Consider the following 17,958-nt stretch of genomic DNA (forward strand, 5'->3'; position numbering starts at 1 on the left):
CCAGGAGACACCATGACCCAGCGCAAGGGCATCATCCTCGCCGGTGGCTCCGGCACCCGCCTATATCCAATCACCAAGGGTGTCAGCAAGCAGCTGCTGCCGGTGTACGACAAGCCGATGATCTACTACCCGCTCAGCGTACTGATGCTGGCGGGCATCCGCGAAGTGCTGATCATCAACACCCCGCACGAGCAGGCGCTGTTCCAGCAGTTGCTGGGCGACGGTTCGCAGTGGGGAATGGACATCCAGTACGCGGTGCAGCCGAGTCCGGATGGCCTGGCCCAGGCCTACCTGATCGGCCGCGACTTCGTGGCTGGCAAGCCGAGCTGCCTGGTGCTGGGCGACAACATCTTCCACGGCCACGGCCTGCGCGAGGTGCTCAAGCGTGCTGACGAGCGCGTGCACGGCTCGACCGTGTTCGGGTATTGGGTCAATGACCCGGAACGGTATGGCGTGGCCGAGTTCGACCAGGGCGGCAAGGTGATCGATCTGGTGGAGAAGCCGGAAAAGCCGCGCTCCAACTATGCGGTGACCGGCCTGTACTTCTATGACGGCAAGGCCTGCGATTACGCGGCCGAATTGAAGCCGTCACCGCGTGGCGAACTGGAGATCACCGATCTCAACAAGCGTTACCTGGCCGAAGGCGACCTGCACCTGGAGGCGCTCGGCCGTGGCTATGCGTGGCTGGATACCGGTACCCACCAGTCGCTGCTGGAAGCATCCAACTTCATCGAGACGATCCAGACCCGTCAGGGCCTGCAGGTCTGCTGTCCCGAGGAAATCGCGTTCGGCAAGGGCTGGATCAACGCTGGACAATTGGAAGCGCTGGCCGCGCCGTTGATCAAGAACAGCTACGGTGAATACCTGCATAAGCTCGCCGTGCGTGGAGTCGTTCCATGAAAGTGATTGAAACCCGGTTGCCCGGCTGCGTGGTGATCGAGCCGGCGGTGTTCGGCGATGCCCGCGGTTATTTCTTCGAAACCTGGAACGCCGAGCGCTTCGCCGCGCTGGGCCTGCCGGACCGTTTCGTGCAGAGCAACGTGTCGACCTCTGCGCAGGGCGTGCTGCGCGGCCTGCATTACCAATGGCCGCGGCCGCAGGGCAAGCTGGTCAGCGTGCTGGAAGGCGAGGTCTACGACGTGGCCGTGGATATCCGCCGCGGTTCGCCGACCTTCGGCCAGTGGGAAGCGGTGGTGCTGAGCGCGGAGAACAAGAAGCAGTTCTGGATTCCAGAGGGCTTCGCGCACGGTTTCGCCGTGCTGTCCGAGCGTGCGGTGTTCAGCTACCTGTGCACCGAGGTCTACCTCAAGGACTTCGATGCCGGCGTGCGCTGGAATGACGCCGGCATTGCCGTGGACTGGCCGGTCAGCGCACCGACCCTGTCAGCCAAGGACGAGAACGCACCGTTCCTGAAGGACATTGCTGAAGATCGCCTGCCGGTCTACGTGCCATGACCGTGCTGGTGTTCGGTGGCAACGGGCAGGTGGGCCAGGAGTTGCTGCGCGCGCTGGCGCCGCTGGGGAAGGTGATTGCAACCACGCGCAGCGGCCAACTGCCCGACGGAAGTACCTGTGAAACGGCCGATTTCGGCCAGCCCGACAGCCTGCCGGCATTGCTGGACCGCGTGCAGCCGTCGCTGGTGGTCAATGCGGCCGCCTATACCGCAGTTGATCGTGCGGAGCAGGAGGTCGATGCGGCCTTCGCTGCCAATGCGCAGGCGCCGGGCGTGATCGCGCGCTGGTGTGCGGCGCATGGCGTGCCGTTCGTGCATTACTCCACCGACTACGTGTTCGACGGCCAGGGCAGCGCGCCCTACCGCGAGGACCAGCCGACAGCACCGCTGGGCATGTATGGCACCAGCAAGCGCGATGGCGAGGACGCGGTGCGTGCGGCCGGTGGCCGCCATCTGATTTTCCGCACGGCGTGGGTGTATGCATCGCACGGCGCCAACTTCCTGCGCACGATGTTGCGTGTGGGTGCAGAGCGTGACGTATTGCGTGTGGTGGCTGACCAGATCGGTACGCCGACGCCGGCGGCGCTGATCGCCGATGTCACCGCGCAGGCACTGCAGCATCCGGGCCAGCTGTCGGGTATCTGGCACCTGACCGCCAGCGGCCGGACCAGCTGGCATGGCTTTGCCGAGGCCATATTTGCCGAGGCGTTGGCCAGCGGCGTGTTGGCCAAGGTGCCGACGGTCGAGGCGATTCCCAGTTCCGAGTATCCGACCCCGGCCAGGCGCCCGGCCTGGTCGGTGCTGGACAACCGCAAGCTGCAGCAGGATTTCGGCGTCGTGCTGCCGAGCTGGCAGGATGGCCTGAAGCGGGTGATGGCGGAGCTGGCCTGACGGCCGTAGCGCCGGGCCAAGCCCGGCGACGCAGCGCTGCCGGGCCGATCAGGAACGGGTCAGAGCCCGTTGCGCAGCAACGGGATCCGACCCCGGGCAAACCTCAGCTGCGCCCGTAGGTATCCTCGAACCGCACGATGTCATCCTCGCCCAGGTAGCTGCCGGACTGCACTTCGATCAGTTCCAGCGGCAGCTTGCCCGGGTTGCGCAGGCGGTGGGTCACGCCCAGCGGAATATAGGTGCTCTGGTTCTCGCTGAGCAGGATCACCTCGTCACCACGGGTCACTTCAGCGGTGCCGCTGACCACGATCCAGTGTTCGGCGCGATGGTGATGCATCTGCAGGCTCAGCGTGCCGCCGGGCTTGACCGTGATCCGCTTGACCTGGAAGCGCTCGCCGTTGTCGATCGAATCGTAGGCACCCCACGGGCGATAGACCTTGCGGTGCCAGGTGGCCTCGCTGCGGCCTTCGGCCTTCAGCTGCGCCACTACGGTCTTGACCTCCTGCATGCGGTCCGCCTTGCCGACCAGCACCGCGTCGTCGGTTTCCACCACCACCACGTCATCCAGCCCCACCAGCGCCACCAGGCGCTGTGCGTAGGCATAGGTGTTGCGGCAGTCGATGGCGATCACGTCGCCCTGGTGGGCGTTGCCATCGCCGTCCTGCTGCGAGACATCGCGCAGCGCGGTCCACGAGCCGACATCGTTCCAGCCGGCATCCAGTGGAATCACCACGGCATCGGCGGTCTTCTCCATCACCGCATAGTCGATCGAATCGGACGGAACGGCAGTGAAGGCCTCCTTGTCCAGGCGGGTGAAATCGGCATCGCGACGCGCCTGCTGCCAGGCCTGGCGGCTGCCGGCGAGCATGGCGGGCTGGAAGCGTTCCAGCTCCTGCAGGTAGCGCGAGGCCTTGAACAGGAACATGCCGCTGTTCCAGTAGTACTGGCCGCTGCTGACGTAGCGGGTGGCGGTACCCAGGTCGGGCTTCTCGACGAAGCGCTCGACCGCGCGCAGGCCCTGGCCATCGGCGGCCTTGATATAGCCGTAGCCGGTTTCCGGGCCGGTCGGCACGATGCCGAAGGTCACCAGCTTTCCGGCTTCGGCGGCAGCGGCGGCAGCCTGGACGGCGCTGCGGAATGCAGTCTCGTTGTTGATCACATGATCGGAGGGCAGCACCAGCAGCAGCGCGTCGCCGCCGTCGCGGGTGGCTTCCAGCGCGGCCACCGCGATCGCCGGTGCCGTGTTGCGGCCGACCGGCTCAAGGATGATCGCGGCTGGCTCGGCGCCAACCTGCTGCAGCTGCTCGGCGGCAACAAAGCGGTGTTCCTCGTTGGCAATCACCAACGGGCCGCGCGCGGCAATCGGCGCCACCCGCTGCCAGGTGGCCTGCAGCATCGTCTGTTCGCTGGCCAGCGGAAGGAACTGCTTGGGATAGGCTTCGCGCGAAAGCGGCCACAGACGGGTACCGGAGCCACCGGACAGGATGACAGGCTGGATAGTGCTCATGGCCTTCCTTTGATTATTTCTGCAGCAGGGAGGAAATCTCGTCGGTACGCGCCTGCATCAATGCAGCGTCTCCCCGCGATTCCACATTCAGGCGCAGCAGCGGTTCAGTGTTGGAGCTGCGCAGGTTGAAGCGCCAGTCGCCGAAATCGGCGCTGACGCCATCGGTGTAGTCCAGCGCGGGCGACTGCGCGGCGAAGTGTTCCATCACGCGTGTGACCGCAGCCTTGGCATCGGCAACCTTGAAGTTGATCTCACCGCTGCAAGGGTAGGCGGCCATGCGGTCTTCAACCCAGTCGGCCAGCGAGCGGCCGCTTTCGGAGACCAGCTGGGCGATCAGCAGCCACGGAATCATGCCCGAGTCGGCATACGCGAACTCGCGGAAGTAGTGGTGGGCGCTCATCTCGCCGCCGTACACGGCATCCTCCGCGCGCATCTTTTCCTTGATGAAGGCGTGGCCACTCTTGCACAGCACTGGCACGCCACCGGCCTGTTCGACCATCTCCACGGTGTTCCAGACCAGGCGGGGGTCATGCACGACCTTGCCACCCGGATGGTGGGCGAGGATTGCCTTGGCCAGCAGGCCGACCAGGTAGTAGCCCTCGATGAAGCGGCCGTTGTGGTCGAAGAAGAAACAGCGGTCGAAATCGCCATCCCACGCAATGCCGAAGTCCGCGCCATGTTCGCGCACGGCGTCGGCGGTGGCGGCGCGGTTTTCCGGCAACAGTGGATTGGGAATGCCGTTGGGGAAGCTGCCGTCCGGTTCGTGGCAGATGCGGATGAACTCGAACGGCAGGTGCGGTGCCAGCAGGTCGACGATGGCACCGGCGCCGCCGTTGCCGGCGTTGACAACGATCTGCAGTGGCTTGAGCTTGCTGGTGTCAACGTAGCTCAGCAGGTGCTGGATGTAGGCGCTCTTGTCATGCTGGGCGATCTGGCCGGCGCAAGGCGGCTGTGCCGCGGATGAATCGGCGGCGACCGCATCGGAGATCGCGAACAGGCCGGTATCGGAGCTGATCGGCCGGGCGTTCTCCTTGACCAGCTTCATGCCGTTGTAATCCATTGGATTGTGGCTGGCAGTGACCATCACCCCGCCGGCAGCCCCCAGGTGATCGGTCTGGAAATAGACCTCCTCGGTGCCACACAGGCCGATGTCGATGACTTCGCGGCCGGCACCGCGCAGGCCGGCCGCCAGCGCGTCCTGCAGCGCGGGGCTGGTCAGGCGGACGTCGTGGCCCAGCACCACCGGGCCCGGAGCGAGCTGTGCATTCAGGGCCGTGCCGATCCGGCGTGCCAGGTCTTCGTTCAGTTCTTCCGGCACGCGGCCGCGGATGTCATAGGCCTTGAAGGCGGGCAGGGGCATCGGTCAGATCCAATGTGAGCTTAGCCACTGATTGTAGCCTTTGTCCTGTATGGGAATCGTTTCCATTCCGCAACTCCCGGTGATTGGCTGAGGGTATCGGGTACGCGGGGGCGCCCGTACCGCTTGGCAAGCGGGTAAACGGCCGCTGGCTGGGCGATCACGGCCAGGCCAGCCTGCGTCAAGTGGCCGGGAGCCAGCAGCAGCCCCAGGAGTTCCTGCCACTGGCAGCCAAACGCGATCACGCCGTTGCTGGCGTACTTGACGTGGCGGAGCAGGACCGGCGGGCGATGGCCGGACGCGGACAGCTGCAGGGATGACGCAGGCTTGTGGCGCGGTTGCTTCCCCCCGCCAGGAATTTCTGGCCGAGCATTTCACCCTGGCGACGCGCCTGTCGCCGCATGGCTGCGTGCCGCGACATCTGACAGGCAGCGTTCACCCTTTTCCAGCGGCCACGCGTCCGTCCCGCGAAGCAGGCCCTCTTCGTTGCAGGTCCGGGCCATCAGTGCGGGCGAGCCGAGCGCCGCGCCCACCACCGGCAGGAGAAACCCCCATGCAACGCAGCCCTTGGCGATGCCTCGGCAATGCTGCGGCGCATCCAGCTCTTTCGTTGCCTCCGGCTAGAATGCGGTCATCCTCAACGTGCAGGGCAGTAGAGCAATGCAGCAATCGACTTCCGGCGGAAAGCGCGGCAAGCGCTTCGCCAGTGCGACGGAGGCCCTGCAGGGGGTGGTCGCCGATGGACAGACCCTGGCCGTGGGCGGCTTTGGCCTGTGTGGCATTCCCGAGGCGCTGATCGCTGCGCTGCGCGACAGTGGCGTCAAGGGCCTGACCGTGATCTCCAACAATGCCGGTGTCGATGGCTTCGGACTGGGCCAGCTGCTGGAAACCCGGCAGATCAAGAAAATGATTTCGTCCTACGTGGGCGAGAACAAGGAGTTCGAACGGCAGTTTCTGGCTGGTGAGCTGGAGCTGGAGTTCAACCCGCAGGGCACACTGGCCGAGCGCCTGCGTGCCGGTGGTGCGGGTATTCCGGCATTCTTCACTGCCACCGGCTATGGCACGGTGGTTGCCGAGGGCAAGGAAACCCGCGAGTTCGACGGTAAGCACTACGTGATGGAGACGGCGCTGCGCGCCGATGTGGCACTGGTCAAGGCCTGGAAGGCCGACGAGGCCGGCAACCTGGTGTTCCGCAAGACCGCACGCAACTTCAACCCGGCCTGTGCGATGGCCGGCAAGGTCTGCATCGTGGAAGTGGAGGAGGTGGTGCCGGTCGGTGCCATCGACCCGGACCAGGTGCACCTGCCAGGCATCTATGTGCACCGCATCGTGCACAACGCGCATCCTGAGAAGCGAATCGAACAGCGCACCATCCGCGCGGAGGGCAACTGACATGGCGTGGACCCGTGACGAGATGGCGGCACGCGCCGCCCAGGAGCTGATCGATGGCGCCTACGTGAACCTGGGCATCGGCCTGCCGACGCTGGTTGCCAATCACATTCCCGAAGGCGTGGATGTGTGGCTGCAGTCGGAGAACGGCCTCCTCGGCATCGGCCCGTTCCCGACCGACGCTGAAGTCGACGCGGACCTGATCAATGCCGGCAAGCAGACGGTTACGGCGCGTGCCGGTGCCAGCTACTTCGGCAGCCACGACAGCTTCGCGATGATCCGCGGTGGCCATGTGAACCTGGCCATCCTTGGCGCCATGCAGGTCACCGACAAGGGTGACCTGGCCAACTGGATGGTGCCCGGCAAGATGGTCAAGGGCATGGGCGGGGCAATGGACCTGGTCGCCGGCGTGCAGCGCGTTGTGGTGCTGATGGAGCACACTGCCAAGAACGGCGAGCACAAGATCCTGGCCGAATGCACGCTGCCGTTGACCGGCGTGGGCGTGGTCGACCGCATCATCACCGATCTGGCGGTGTTCGACGTGACTGAAAAGGGCCTGTTGCTGGTGGAGGCCGCGCCGGGTGTCAGCGATGAAGAGCTGAAGGAAAAGACCGGCGTCGCGTTCCGGCGTTGAGGACAATGATGTTGCCGCGCAGCGCCAGCCTCAGGGTTGGCGTTGTGCGCCTCCGACGACGTAGCCGGCGTTGGCAACAAGGTCCGGCAGCAACTGCATGACCGGATCAAGTGCATTGTCGTTGTCCAGCTCACTGGGATAGCAGTGCGCATCCAGCAGTGACCGCAACGCCGACGCCCGCAGCCACATCGTGCCTGCTGTCTGCGGCGTAGGGGCGTCGGCCATCCCCAGCCGCGCCGCCCAGCGGAGATGACGGCGTGAAACGGCGATGGCCTCCGGAGTGGATGCCGCGAACATGCCCAGCGCAGGTTGCTCATCGAACTGTTGAAGCACAGCGTCGAGATCGGCCGTTCCTGGTAGCTGAGGTCTTGTCTCGCTGCTTCCGCGGAGGTCCAGCCAGCAGGCCAGCAACGATGGATCCGGACCAAAAGCCTCCAGGACCTGCACGATGCTGGACAAGGCATTGCCCGCATGGCCGATGATATCGACCGCAGCGTCATGAGGGCGCTGCGCCATTGGAATGAAAACACGGTAGCTCACGCCCAGGCCGCTGGCGGCCTCGCAAGCTGTAGCGATCAGCCCGGGATCATCAATGAGAATCAGCAGGCAGGCCCGCAGGGGGCCGGCGGGCGAAGCCGGGGACAGCGCTTGGCGCGTCGCGTCAAGCCAGGCATGCCCAAGCCGGGCATCCGGTTCCAGCACCGCGCCTTCGGCCCATTCGTTCCAGGCATTGATGAAGACCATGCGTTGGCGCGCAGGCGCCAGGGCCAGGCGTTCATGGATCGTGGTGCGCAACCAGTCGCGGTAGCCACGGGGTGAGGCGTGCAGGTACACGCGTCCGCGGCCGGAACGACGCGCCTCGTTGTCCCAGCCCGGGTTCACGCCGGGATAGAGCGGATAATCCGGAAGCGGCCGCGCTGCGATTTCTGCAGCCAGTTCGCGCCAGTCGCGTACATCGCCATTGAAGGCAGGATTGAGCAGCCACTGCTGTGCCGACAACGAGCGCGGGTTACTCATGTTCGGCGGGAATTCGACGGCGGCATCGAAGCCGATATCGCGCGGATCCGGTCGCTCGAAGCCTTGGACGTAGGCCAGGTGGATCTCGCCCGCGCCGTTGTCGCGGCACCAGCGGCGCCAGCGCTCGGCAGTCGCCCGGGCGTCGGGCAGCAGGTTCGGGCGATAGACCAGCAGCATCGGCCGACCCTCGACCTTCAATGCACGGCGGTCGCGCAGGTAGGGCGCGACATGTGCGATGAAGGCCAGATCGTCCTCTGCGCTGTGCTGCTGGCCGATCAGGATGTCGTCGTCGCGGCCGTCCCAGCGTCGTGCCCAGTTCTCGTTGGCCCAGCACAGGCAGAACGGCAGGTCGATGCTGTCATCGGCCAGCCATTGACGCAGCGGGTCCTCCATCAGGGTGCGGCCGCTGAACCAATAGTAGTAGAAGCAGAATGCGCCGATGCCGTACTCCGCAGCCAAGCGTGCCTGGTCACGCATCACCTGCGGGTTGCGCAGGTCATAAAAGCCGAGGTCGGCCGGCAGGCGGGGTTGGATGTGACCCTCGAACTGCGGCAGGGCGCGGGTGACGTTGCGCCACTCGGTAAAGCCCTTGCCCCACCAGGCGTCGTTCTCCGGGAAGGTATGGAACTGCGGCAGGTAGAAAGCGACCAGCGTCGCCGGCATGGGTGACGGCAATGCTCCCTCACGCCATGGCACGTGGCCGATCGCCGGTTCATCGGCACGCCAGCGCAGCTGGGCACTGGCGCGCGCGCCCCCCTCATCCTGCTGCCCCTTGGGGGGCGGCGGCACCCAGTCGCCATGCCGTGCCAACAGCCGGGTGCGCAACCGGTCGCGCTGCGCCTGCGGCAACGGCAAGGCCCGGAACACGGCGCGCAGCAACGGGAACAGCGACTGGCGCAGGCTCATCGGGCGAGGCCTCGCGACAGCGGGCGGTAGGACGGGATCAGCATCTGGGCAACGGTCATGGCGCCATTTTCGGTGCTGGCGGCCATGACGGCAAACGGCGGCGTGCTAGCGTGTGACCATGCTGTTCCCCCACGACCTGCCCGATGCCGATGTCCTGCACCTGCCGGGATGGCTGGCTGCGGCCGAGGCCGACCAGCTGCTGTATTCGCTGCAGGCCGAAGTGCCCTGGGAAACCCATCGCATCCGCATGTTCGGCAACTGGGTGGACTCGCCGCGGCTGAGCTCCTGGATCGGCGACCCGCAGGCCCGCTATCGCTATTCCGGTGCCGAGTTCGTGCCGCGCCCCTGGCCGCCGGTGTTGCAGGCCATGCGCGGGCGCCTGGAAGCCGAAGGCCACGGCCGCTTCAACAGCGTGCTGCTGAACCGCTACCGCGGTGGCGGTGACTACATGGGCTGGCACAGCGATGACGAGCCGGAGCTGGGTCCGGCCCCGGTGATCGCTTCGCTGAGCCTGGGCGCGGCGCGCCGATTCCTGCTGCGACGCCGCGAGGACCCGGCACGCAAGGCTGAATTCGTGCTGGGCCACGGCGACCTGCTGCTGATGGCCGGACAGACCCAGCGCTTCTACCAGCACGCGCTGCCGAAAATGGCGCGGGTGCACGGCGAGCGGATCAACCTGACCTTCCGTTGGATTTCGCCGCGTTGACGAAGAAGGGGTCAGATCCCTTTCCGGCCGGAAAGGGACCTGACCCCGTAACCACATGCCCGGCGAATGCTGCGATCAGCGCGCAACGGTCGGCTGGTCGGCCTGCCCGCTCTGCAGCGTCCAGCCCACCACGTCCTGCGCCAGCTGCTGCAGGCCACGCTCGAACGCGGCGGTCACCGCCGGTACGTCGGTGCTGCCGACCGGCTGCGCCTGGCGGAAGGTGCGGTCAGCGACCACACGCTGGTCGGCGACATGGATCAGCTTGGCGTTGACCTCGATCACCACGGTGGGCGTGGCCTGGCCCTGGTAATCCGATTCGAAGCGGCGCACATCGGTGGACAGCTTGTAGTCGGCGCGGATGCCGGCGGTGCTGCGGGCCACGCCGCGGATGCGGCCGGAATCCTCGAAGCCACGCAGCAGGGTGTCCTCGATCATGTCGGTGGCCGGCTGCGCCCAGCTGGCGCCCTTGTAGATCTCAAGCTGCGACGGTGTCGGCCGCACATTGATGCGCGGGCTGTCGACCATGCGCGCGGCGCTGGGCTTGGCCAGTACCAGCTGCCAGCTGGCCTGCGGCCACGCCGGGTCCGCCTTGACCTGCACGGACGGCGAGTACAGCGTCACCGCGGTTTTCTCGCTGCTGCCGAGGATGGAGCAGCCCCCCAGCAGGGTGACCATCGAAGCGGCCAGCAGCAGGCGCGGAAGGGTGGTCGGGCTCATTTGGGTTCGAACTCCTTCGGTGCGTCGCGGCCCAGCAGGTAGCGCGCGGGGTTGTTCTCGAGGCGGTCGCTGACCCGGCGCAGGTCGCGGATCAGGCCGCGCAGTTCGGTAAGCGTCGGGCCCAGCTGGCCGAGGCCATCGTTGGCGAAGCTGTTGATCGCGGCGCGGTTCTCGCCAAGGATCGAATCGGCGTTGCCGGCGGCCGAGTCGAGCTTGGCCAGGGTCGCGTCGAGCTTGTCGATGATGCCAGGCAGCTGCTGCACCAGGTTCCTGTCCAGGCGCTCGATGGTGCCGTTGGTGGTCTTCAGCGTGGTGTCCAGGCTGCGGGCGGCATCGCGCGCGCTGAGCAGCAGCGCCTGCGTGCCCTGGTCACGGTCGGCCAGGCCGCCGCTGATCGTCTCCAGGTTGGCCAGCGTCGCGTTGATCGAGGCCACGTTGCGGTCGCTGAGGATCTGGTCCATGCGCTCGACGATGCGGTTGGCGACGTCGGTGATGTTCTGCAGCGCAGAGGGCGTGGTCGGGATGATCGGTGCCGGGTCCTTGTTGACCGTGGTCAGCGCCGGCGACTGCGGCGTGCCGCCGCTGAGCTGGATGATCGACGGGCCGGTCAGGCTGGTGATCGCCAGCTTGGCGCGGGTATCGGTCTTGACCGGCGTGTTGGAGTTCAGGCGGATGCGCGCGACTACCTGGCGCGGGTCGTCCGGCACCAGGTTCAGTTCGGTGATCGAGCCCACCGCGATGCCGTTGTACTGCACCGGGCTGCCCACCGACAGGCCGGTCACCGCTTCGCGGAACACCACGCGGTACTCCTGCCAGGTACGGTCGGAGGAGTATTTGGCGGCCCACAGGCCAAAGGCCAGCAGGGCCAGGCCGGTGATCAGGGTGAACGCGCCGATCAGCACGTAGTTGGCTTTGGTTTCCATGGCTCAGGCACTCTCGATCTGTTCGCCACGCGCGGCGCGCGCGCGGGGTCCGTGGAAGTATTCCTGGATCCACGGATGATCCAGTTTCTCGATGTCAGGCAAGGGTGCGTTGGCCACCACCCTGCGGTCGGCGATCACCGCGACCCGGTCGCAGATCGCGTACAGCGTGTCCAGGTCGTGGGTGATCAGGAACACGGTCAGCCCCAGCGCTTCCTGCAGGGTCTTGATCAGGCGGTCGAACGCGGCCGCGCCGATCGGGTCGAGGCCGGCGGTGGGTTCGTCCAGGAACAGCAATGGCGGATCCAGCGCCAGTGCCCGGGCCAGGCCGGCGCGCTTGCGCATGCCGCCGGACAGCTGTGAGGGCAGCTTGTTGATCGCATCGGCGGGCAGGCCGGCCAGCTTCACTTTCAGCAGCGCCAGTTCGTAGTGCCAGCGCTCGGGCAGCTCGCGGTGGTGTTCCTTCAGCGGCACCTGCACGTTCTCGCCCACGGTCAGCGAGGAGAACAGGGCGCCGTCCTGGAACAACACGCCGGTGTTGCGCTCGATGTGCAGGCGGCTCTCGGCGTCGTCGGCCCGCGCGTCGCGGCCGAGTACTTCGATCTGCCCGGCATCGGGCACGCGCAGGCCCAGGATCGAGCGCATCAGCACCGATTTGCCGGTACCGGAGCCGCCGACCACGCCCAGGATTTCGCCGCGGCGCACATCCAGGTCCAGGTCTTCGTGCACGGTCTGGCTGCCGAAGCGGTTGACCAGACCACGCACGCGGATGGCCAGTTCGTGGCCCTGGTCGTCGCGCATGTCGATGGGGTCGGGGAGGGCGGATGTGCTCATGTCACCAGTCCATGTGCATGAACCACAACGCCGCGAAGGCGTCGATGATGATCACCAGCGAGATCGTCTGCACCACGCTGGAGGTGGTGCGCTCGCCGACCGACTGCGCGGTGCCCTCGACCTTCAGTCCTTCCAGGCAGCCGATCAGGCCGATCACCAGCGCGAACACGGGTGCCTTGGACAGGCCGACCAGCAGGTGCCGCACTTCCATCGTCTCGTGCATGCGCGCGATGTACATCTGCGGCGGGATGTCGAGGTCGAACGCGCCGACGGTGATGCCGCCGGCCAGGCCCGCGATCATCGCGATGAAGGTCAGCAAGGGCAGGGTGACCAGCAACGCCAGCAGTCGCGGCAGCACCAGCAGGTCGACCGGGTCCAGGCCCAGCGTGCGCATTGCATCGATCTCCTCGCGTGCCTTCATCGCACCAATCTGCGCGGTGAACGCACTGGCGGTGCGGCCGGCCAGCACGATCGCGGTCAGCAGTACCGCGAACTCGCGCAGGAAGGCGATGTTGACCAGCTCGACCACGTAGATCTCGGCGCCGAAGTCGCGCAGGATGGTCGAGCCGAGGAATGCGATCACCGCACCCACCAGGTAGGACAGCAGCGCCACCAGCGGTACCGCATCCAGCCCCACCTGCTCCATCTGGTGCACGGTGGCGGTCAGCCGGAAGCGGCGGGGTTCCTTGACCAGCCGGGCCGCCTTGACCAGGTTCTCGCCGAGGAAACTGCACAGCGCCTTGATGTTGTGGCCAGTGGCGTGGACGCTGACACCCAGCCGTTCCAGCGCGGCCAGCACGCCGAAATCGCGCTTGGGCTTGGGGCGGTCGTCGGCCACTTCCTCGATGGTGCACACCAGCGCCTGGTGGTCCGCGCGGAACTGCAGTGCGTCTTCGTGCAGATCGGCACGGTGGGCCACGCGCAGCACCTGCAGCACGCCGGCCGAATCCAGCTGCTCGATGCCGGTGGCATCGATGCCGGTCAGCTTGTCGGGAACGCCGTGCAGGACCTCGGCCGCGGCCAGCGCGGTCTTCAAGGTCCAGGTGCCGGACAGGTGGATCAGGCCCGGGTCATGGGCATCCTGTTCGAGCTGGGGGGCGAGGTTCGGGGTGACGTGGGCCATTCGGGTCGCAGCATAACCGTTCTGTATCGGGCTTCGCGTCGAACTCGGATGAATTTCTCCGGTGGGCCCCAGCGTAGGTAATACTACGGCGCATGTCCGCAGACGCTCACACGATCCCCACGCCCCAGGCCACCTACGCACAGCGCGTGGCCTTTGTTTCCGAGATCGCCGGACGCCTGCACAGCTATGGCACCACGGCCCAGCGCCTGGAAACGGCGGTGGTGGCACTGGCCCGCCAGCTCGATCTGGATTGTGAACCGTGGTCGAATCCCACCGGTATCATCCTCAGCTTCAGCGATCCGGCGCAGGCGATCGGCTCCAGCGACATCACCCGCGTGATCCGCCTGGCGCCCGGTGAGAACGACCTGCACAAGCTCAGCGTCGCCGACCATATCGCCGAAGAAGTGTCCAACGGGCGGATGAGCATCGCCCAGGGCCATACCGCGCTGCGCCAGCTGGACAAGGATCCGGGCCGGCGCGGCAAGCTGCGCACCATCCTGTCATTCACCCTCGGCGCGGCCGGCGTGGCCGGCATGTGGAAGCTGCCGTGGCTGGACATCGCCACCGCCGGTGTCATCGGCCTGATGATCGGCCTGCTCGGCATGGTCACCGACCGCCGCCCGGCCACCCGCGAAGCGGCCGAGGCGCTGGCGGCGCTGCTGGCCGGCATGGTCGCCACCCTGGTGGCGTCCTTCATTGGCGCGCTCAACCTCAATACGGTGATCATCGCCTCGCTGGTGGTGCTGCTGCCCGGCATGTCGCTGACCAATGCGGTCAATGAGCTGGCCAGCCAGCACTGGGTGTCGGGCACCGCGCGCTTTGCCGGCGCGCTGACCACCATCATGAAGCTCAGCGTCGGCGCGATGATCGCGGTGACCCTGGCCGACGTGCTCGGGCTGGATCCGGTGATCCGCGCCACGCGGCCGCAGGGGCCGTGGGTGGAGTGGGGTTCGCTGCTGACCGCGGCCTTTGCGTTCGCGATGCTGTTCAAGGCCAACCGGCGCGATTACCCGTGGGTGATCGCCGCCTCGGTAGCCGGTTATGCGATCTCCAAGTTCGGCGGCCATGCCTGGGGCGCGCCGGCCGGCATCTTCCTGTCGGCGATGCTGCTGACCGCGGGCGGCAATCTGTTCGGTCGCCTGGTCGGGCGTCCGGGCGCGATCATCCGCCTGCCCGGCATCATCATGATGGTGCCCGGCAGCACCAGCCTGCGCGGCGTGCTGACCCTGGTCCAGCAACAGGATGTCGGCGCCGGCCAGAGCGTGTTCCTCACCGTGCTCAACGTGGTGATGGCGCTGGTCGCCGGCCTGCTGTTCGGCAACCTGCTGATGCCCGCTCGCAAGACCCTGTGATGATGTCGGTGGGTGTGGACCCCGGTCCACACACCGGAGAATGAAAAACGCCGGCGTCCGCCGGCGTCTTTCATTCCAACCTGATCCCGGCCTCAGGCCTTCTTGATCAGGAAATCTTCCGGCTTCTTGTTGCCCTTGGCGGTCAGTTCAGCCATCCAGCGCGGCTGCTTGCCACGGCCGGTCCAGGTTTCCTTCGGATTGGCCGGGTTGCGGTACTTCGGTGCAACCTTGCCCAGCTTGCGGCCGGCGGTCTTCGACGGGGCCTTGGCGGCCGGGGCGGCCTTGCGGGCACGCGTGGCCGGGGCGCTGCCGAACAGTTCTTTGATGGTGTAACCCTCGGTCTTGGCCAGCTTGGTCAGCTGGGCCCGGACCTTGGTGATCGGCCGGCGCTTGGCGACGATGGTCTGCTGCTTCTTGGCGGTACGGATCAGGGCGCCCAGCTCGCGTGCTGACAGGCCGGTCAGGTCAATGCTCATTTACGGTTACTCCGGAAACTAATGTGTGGACGGGACAAGCCAGTCCATGGCGTCGGCGGACAGAATAGAGATGAATTAATCACAGCACAAATGCAGGCGGGTCATGGCGTGGCGGCATGCAGACGCCGTCGCGGTGATTTTGACCGGATTATGTCCGCTGCAATATCGGGGAAGGGCGCGGGCAAAAAAAAAGACCGGGGCAGGCCCCGGTCTTTTCCTGATCAGCCCTGCAGACGCTGCAGCAGGGAGGCCCTGTCCAGGTTCTCCGCGTCGCTGGCGCGGCGCGAGCGGTACTCGTAGGTGCCAGCGGCCAGGCCGCGTTCGCTGACCACCACGCGATGCGGAATACCGATCAGCTCCATGTCGGCGAACATCGCGCCCGGGCGCAGGCCGCGGTCGTCGAGTGCAGCGTCCAGGCCCGCGTCGCGCAGCTCCTGCAGCAGGTTGGCAGCGGCGTCGGCCACGGCCGCATCGCCCTTCGGGTTGATCACACACACCACCACCTGCCACGGCGCCATCGCGTCCGGCCAGATGATGCCGGCATCGTCATGGTTCTGTTCGATCGCGGCAGCCACCACGCGCGAAATGCCGATGCCGTAGCACCCCATCGCCATCACCGCGGCCTTGCCGTTCTCGTCCAGCACGGTGGCATCCAGCGCTTCGGCGTACTTGCGGCCGAGCTGGAACACATGGCCGACTTCGATGCCACGTGCGATCTTCAGTTCACCGCCGTCCACGGCACGGTCGCCGGCCCGCACGTTGCGGATGTCGGCCACTTCCGGTTCCGGCAGGTCGCGGCCCCAGTTGACGCCGGCCAGGTGGAAACCGGCTTCGTTGGCGCCGACGACGAAGTCGGCCATCGCCGCCACTTCGCGATCGGCGACCACGCGGATGGCCTTGGCCGGGGCGACCGGGCCAAGGAAGCCCGGCACGCTGCCCAGGTGCTCGGCGATTTCCGCCTCGCTGGCGAAGCGCTGCTCGTCCAGGCCGGCGACCTTGGCCAGCTTGATCTCGTTGACCTCATGGTCGCCACGCACCAGCGCCAGCACGAACTGCTGTGCCTTGCCTTCGCCGGCGATCAGCGCCACCGACTTCACCGTGCGCTGCAGGTCGATGCCGAGCAGCGCCGCGACGTCCTCGCAGGTCTTCTGGGTGGGGGTATCCACCTTGCGCATCGTTTCGGTGGCGGCCGCACGCGGCGCCGGATCGGCGGCAATCGCCGCTTCCATGTTGGCTGCGTAGTCCGAGCCGGTGGAGAACACCAGCGCGTCCTCGCCGGAATCGGCGATGACGTGGAATTCCTGCGACGCATCGCCGCCGATGGCACCGGAGTCCGCCTGCACCATGCGGAAATCCAGGCCGAGGCGGGTGAAGATGCGGCTGTAGGCCGACTTCATGTTCTCGTATTCGCGCACCAGGCACTCATCGTGCAGGTGGAACGAATAGGCGTCCTTCATCAGGAACTCGCGCGAGCGCATCACGCCGAAGCGGGGGCGGATCTCGTCGCGGAACTTGGTCTGCACCTGGTAGAAGTTCACCGGCAGCTGCTTGTAGCTGGACAGCTCGCTGCGCGCGAAGTCGCAGGCGGCTTCTTCGGCGGTCGGGCTGTAGCAGAACACCTGGTCCTTGCGGTCCTTGATCTTCAGCAGCTGCGGGCCGAACTTCTGCCAGCGGCCGGTCTGCTCCCACAGTTCCTTCGGCTGGATGGTCGGGATCTGGAATTCCACGGCACCGGCCCGGTCCATTTCCTCGCGCACGATGCGCTCGACCTTGCGCAGCACGCGCAGGCCCAGCGGCGACCAGGTATACAGGCCCGATGCCAGCTTGCGGATCATGCCCGCGCGCAGCATCAGCCGATGGCTGGTCAGCTCGGCGTCGCTGGGGGTTTCCTTGGTGGTGTGCAGGTGGAACTGGGAGAGGCGCATCGTCGGCTTCGAATAACGGCAGAGACCTCTATTCTGCCAGCCCGGCCGGGGGGAGGGGTATCGGCAGGGCTGCGCCCTGCACCTGCGGGTAGTGCCGGCCGCTGGCCGGCAACAGCAACAGAAAAAACGGGTTTCCTGGGAGATGGCGGGGTGGGTCCGGCGGCAGGGGACGCCGTGAACCCATCCCTGGGGGCTTGGTCGCGGCATCCATGCCGCTCACCCCCCTGCCGCCAAACCCACAGATAGCCCAGAGCCGGCTGTTGCCCTTGCTGTTGCCTCTGCAGGTGCAGGGCGCAGCCCTGCCGATACCCTTAACCGGCCGGTGGGCAGTACGCCTTGATGGCGGCCTCCGCCAATCCCCTCTGCGCGGTGTGCTGCTCCGGAGTCAACGGGGTATCGGCCTTGCCATCACCATCGGTGTCCTGCATCACCTGGCCACCACCGTCCAGCAGGGCCAGGTTGGCCCGGGCCGTGCTGCACTGCCCGGGGACCGGCGCGGCCGGGGTCTCGGTGCTGGCTGCGGCCTGCGGGGTGCGGGCCTGCTCGCGGGTCTCGAACTTCTTGCCCGCCGGCGGGGTCTCCGAATACTGGGTTACGCCATGGGCGTCCTTCCATTTGTAGACGGGGCCGGCCACGGCGTTGGCACTGGCCAACAGCAGCAGGCATCCAAGGCAGGACAGGGCACGCATGGCAGACTCCACGGAATGGGCGCAGAACGCCGATTGCAGCATTGGCGCCGACCGCTGGCAAG

General features: G+C 66.6%; 16 protein-coding genes and 1 pseudogene. 7 read left to right on the forward strand and 10 right to left on the reverse strand.

Features of this window, described 5'->3' with window-relative positions:
• Window positions 1-12 precede the first annotated feature (12 nt).
• The 3 genes from rfbA to rfbD are packed head-to-tail and all read left to right on the forward strand — an operon-like array spanning window position 13 to window position 2,344.
• A complete protein-coding gene (rfbA, locus tag AC5P53_RS16365) occupies window positions 13-900 on the forward strand; it encodes a glucose-1-phosphate thymidylyltransferase RfbA (protein ID WP_053494803.1) in 888 nt (295 codons plus the stop codon).
• The gene (gene rfbC, locus AC5P53_RS16370; RefSeq protein ID WP_053494804.1) at window positions 897-1,454 is read left to right on the forward strand and encodes a dTDP-4-dehydrorhamnose 3,5-epimerase; all 558 of its coding nucleotides are present in this window, start codon (window positions 897-899) and stop codon (window positions 1,452-1,454) included. The genes rfbA and rfbC overlap by 4 nt, the downstream gene beginning before the upstream one ends.
• Window positions 1,451-2,344: a dTDP-4-dehydrorhamnose reductase gene (gene rfbD / locus AC5P53_RS16375; protein WP_111205542.1), complete on the forward strand. Its 894-nt coding sequence runs from the start codon at window positions 1,451-1,453 to the stop codon at window positions 2,342-2,344. Before rfbC ends, rfbD begins: the two co-directional genes overlap by 4 nt.
• 103 nt (window positions 2,345-2,447) lie before the next feature.
• Here rfbD and AC5P53_RS16380 read toward each other — a convergent pair whose 3' ends face one another.
• Both AC5P53_RS16380 and AC5P53_RS16385 read right to left on the reverse strand, forming a co-directional pair.
• Window positions 2,448-3,851: a mannose-1-phosphate guanylyltransferase/mannose-6-phosphate isomerase gene (locus AC5P53_RS16380; protein ID WP_053494806.1), complete on the reverse strand. Its 1,404-nt coding sequence runs from the start codon at window positions 3,849-3,851 to the stop codon at window positions 2,448-2,450.
• A 13-nt stretch (window positions 3,852-3,864) separates the two neighbouring features.
• Window positions 3,865-5,211 carry a phosphohexomutase domain-containing protein gene (locus AC5P53_RS16385; RefSeq protein WP_053494807.1) on the reverse strand — a complete coding sequence of 449 codons (1,347 nt, stop codon included), beginning with the start codon at window positions 5,209-5,211 and terminating at the stop codon, window positions 3,865-3,867.
• A gap of 657 nt (window positions 5,212-5,868) precedes the next feature.
• Here AC5P53_RS16385 and AC5P53_RS16390 point away from each other — a divergent pair.
• Entirely contained in the window at window positions 5,869-6,600 is a 732-nt protein-coding gene (locus AC5P53_RS16390) for a CoA transferase subunit A (protein WP_053494809.1), read from the forward strand.
• A gap of 1 nt (window position 6,601) precedes the next feature.
• Window positions 6,602-7,231, forward strand: coding sequence for a CoA transferase subunit B (locus AC5P53_RS16395; protein ID WP_053494810.1), 630 nt, complete (start codon window positions 6,602-6,604; stop codon window positions 7,229-7,231).
• Between the two features lie 642 nt (window positions 7,232-7,873).
• Here the strand turns inward: AC5P53_RS16395 and AC5P53_RS16400 are convergent.
• Window positions 7,874-9,154, reverse strand: a pseudogene (locus AC5P53_RS16400) (glycoside hydrolase family 99-like domain-containing protein); the annotation flags it as partial.
• Window positions 9,155-9,272: 118 nt separating this feature from the next.
• Here AC5P53_RS16400 and AC5P53_RS16405 point away from each other — a divergent pair.
• Window positions 9,273-9,860 carry an alpha-ketoglutarate-dependent dioxygenase AlkB gene (locus AC5P53_RS16405; protein WP_241887262.1) on the forward strand — a complete coding sequence of 196 codons (588 nt, stop codon included), beginning with the start codon at window positions 9,273-9,275 and terminating at the stop codon, window positions 9,858-9,860.
• Window positions 9,861-9,935: 75 nt separating this feature from the next.
• On the opposite strand, the gene AC5P53_RS16410 is transcribed toward AC5P53_RS16405, so the two are convergent.
• The 4 genes from AC5P53_RS16410 to AC5P53_RS16425 are packed head-to-tail and all read right to left on the reverse strand — an operon-like array spanning window position 9,936 to window position 13,454.
• Window positions 9,936-10,577: an ABC-type transport auxiliary lipoprotein family protein gene (locus AC5P53_RS16410; protein ID WP_014645864.1), complete on the reverse strand. Its 642-nt coding sequence runs from the start codon at window positions 10,575-10,577 to the stop codon at window positions 9,936-9,938.
• On the reverse strand, window positions 10,574-11,500 hold the full coding sequence (locus AC5P53_RS16415) for an MlaD family protein (protein ID WP_014645865.1): 927 nt from the start codon (window positions 11,498-11,500) through the stop codon (window positions 10,574-10,576). The genes AC5P53_RS16410 and AC5P53_RS16415 overlap by 4 nt, the downstream gene beginning before the upstream one ends.
• 3 nt (window positions 11,501-11,503) lie before the next feature.
• Window positions 11,504-12,331: an ABC transporter ATP-binding protein gene (locus AC5P53_RS16420; protein WP_142235417.1), complete on the reverse strand. Its 828-nt coding sequence runs from the start codon at window positions 12,329-12,331 to the stop codon at window positions 11,504-11,506.
• A 1-nt stretch (window position 12,332) separates the two neighbouring features.
• Window positions 12,333-13,454, reverse strand: a complete 1,122-nt coding sequence (locus AC5P53_RS16425) for an MlaE family ABC transporter permease (RefSeq protein ID WP_014645867.1) — start codon at window positions 13,452-13,454, stop codon at window positions 12,333-12,335.
• 92 nt (window positions 13,455-13,546) lie between these two features.
• On the opposite strand from AC5P53_RS16425, the gene AC5P53_RS16430 reads away from it, so the two are divergent.
• Window positions 13,547-14,806: a threonine/serine exporter family protein gene (locus AC5P53_RS16430; protein WP_014645868.1), complete on the forward strand. Its 1,260-nt coding sequence runs from the start codon at window positions 13,547-13,549 to the stop codon at window positions 14,804-14,806.
• A gap of 92 nt (window positions 14,807-14,898) precedes the next feature.
• On the opposite strand, the gene AC5P53_RS16435 is transcribed toward AC5P53_RS16430, so the two are convergent.
• The 3 genes from AC5P53_RS16435 to AC5P53_RS16445 all read right to left on the reverse strand — a co-directional run bounded on the left by AC5P53_RS16435 (window position 14,899) and on the right by AC5P53_RS16445 (window position 17,896).
• On the reverse strand, window positions 14,899-15,282 hold the full coding sequence (locus tag AC5P53_RS16435; RefSeq protein ID WP_495227469.1) for an H-NS histone family protein: 384 nt from the start codon (window positions 15,280-15,282) through the stop codon (window positions 14,899-14,901).
• 221 nt (window positions 15,283-15,503) lie between these two features.
• Window positions 15,504-17,207, reverse strand: coding sequence for a proline--tRNA ligase (locus AC5P53_RS16440; RefSeq protein WP_241887263.1), 1,704 nt, complete (start codon window positions 17,205-17,207; stop codon window positions 15,504-15,506).
• A gap of 311 nt (window positions 17,208-17,518) precedes the next feature.
• Entirely contained in the window at window positions 17,519-17,896 is a 378-nt protein-coding gene (locus tag AC5P53_RS16445) for a DUF4124 domain-containing protein (protein ID WP_046428468.1), read from the reverse strand.
• Window positions 17,897-17,958: the final 62 nt, after the last annotated feature.

The organism is Stenotrophomonas sp. YJH_SMC_82 (assembly GCF_059368875.1).

Excerpts from the sequence above, each read along its gene's own strand:
- AC5P53_RS16435 (WP_495227469.1), bottom strand. The coding sequence starts at position 15,282 with ATGAGCATTGACCTGACCGGCCTGTCAGCACGCGAGCTGGGCGCCCTG.
- AC5P53_RS16420 (WP_142235417.1), bottom strand. The coding sequence starts at position 12,331 with ATGAGCACATCCGCCCTCCCCGACCCCATCGACATGCGCGACGACCAG.
- AC5P53_RS16395 (WP_053494810.1), top strand. The coding sequence starts at position 6,602 with ATGGCGTGGACCCGTGACGAGATGGCGGCACGCGCCGCCCAGGAGCTG.
- rfbD (WP_111205542.1), top strand. The coding sequence starts at position 1,451 with ATGACCGTGCTGGTGTTCGGTGGCAACGGGCAGGTGGGCCAGGAGTTG.
- AC5P53_RS16430 (WP_014645868.1), top strand. The coding sequence starts at position 13,547 with ATGTCCGCAGACGCTCACACGATCCCCACGCCCCAGGCCACCTACGCA.
- AC5P53_RS16410 (WP_014645864.1), bottom strand. The coding sequence starts at position 10,577 with ATGAGCCCGACCACCCTTCCGCGCCTGCTGCTGGCCGCTTCGATGGTC.
- AC5P53_RS16425 (WP_014645867.1), bottom strand. The coding sequence starts at position 13,454 with ATGGCCCACGTCACCCCGAACCTCGCCCCCCAGCTCGAACAGGATGCC.
- AC5P53_RS16440 (WP_241887263.1), bottom strand. The coding sequence starts at position 17,207 with ATGCGCCTCTCCCAGTTCCACCTGCACACCACCAAGGAAACCCCCAGC.
- AC5P53_RS16380 (WP_053494806.1), bottom strand. The coding sequence starts at position 3,851 with ATGAGCACTATCCAGCCTGTCATCCTGTCCGGTGGCTCCGGTACCCGT.
- AC5P53_RS16405 (WP_241887262.1), top strand. The coding sequence starts at position 9,273 with ATGCTGTTCCCCCACGACCTGCCCGATGCCGATGTCCTGCACCTGCCG.
- rfbA (WP_053494803.1), top strand. The coding sequence starts at position 13 with ATGACCCAGCGCAAGGGCATCATCCTCGCCGGTGGCTCCGGCACCCGC.
- AC5P53_RS16415 (WP_014645865.1), bottom strand. The coding sequence starts at position 11,500 with ATGGAAACCAAAGCCAACTACGTGCTGATCGGCGCGTTCACCCTGATC.
- rfbC (WP_053494804.1), top strand. The coding sequence starts at position 897 with ATGAAAGTGATTGAAACCCGGTTGCCCGGCTGCGTGGTGATCGAGCCG.
- AC5P53_RS16385 (WP_053494807.1), bottom strand. The coding sequence starts at position 5,211 with ATGCCCCTGCCCGCCTTCAAGGCCTATGACATCCGCGGCCGCGTGCCG.
- AC5P53_RS16445 (WP_046428468.1), bottom strand. The coding sequence starts at position 17,896 with ATGCGTGCCCTGTCCTGCCTTGGATGCCTGCTGCTGTTGGCCAGTGCC.
- AC5P53_RS16390 (WP_053494809.1), top strand. The coding sequence starts at position 5,869 with ATGCAGCAATCGACTTCCGGCGGAAAGCGCGGCAAGCGCTTCGCCAGT.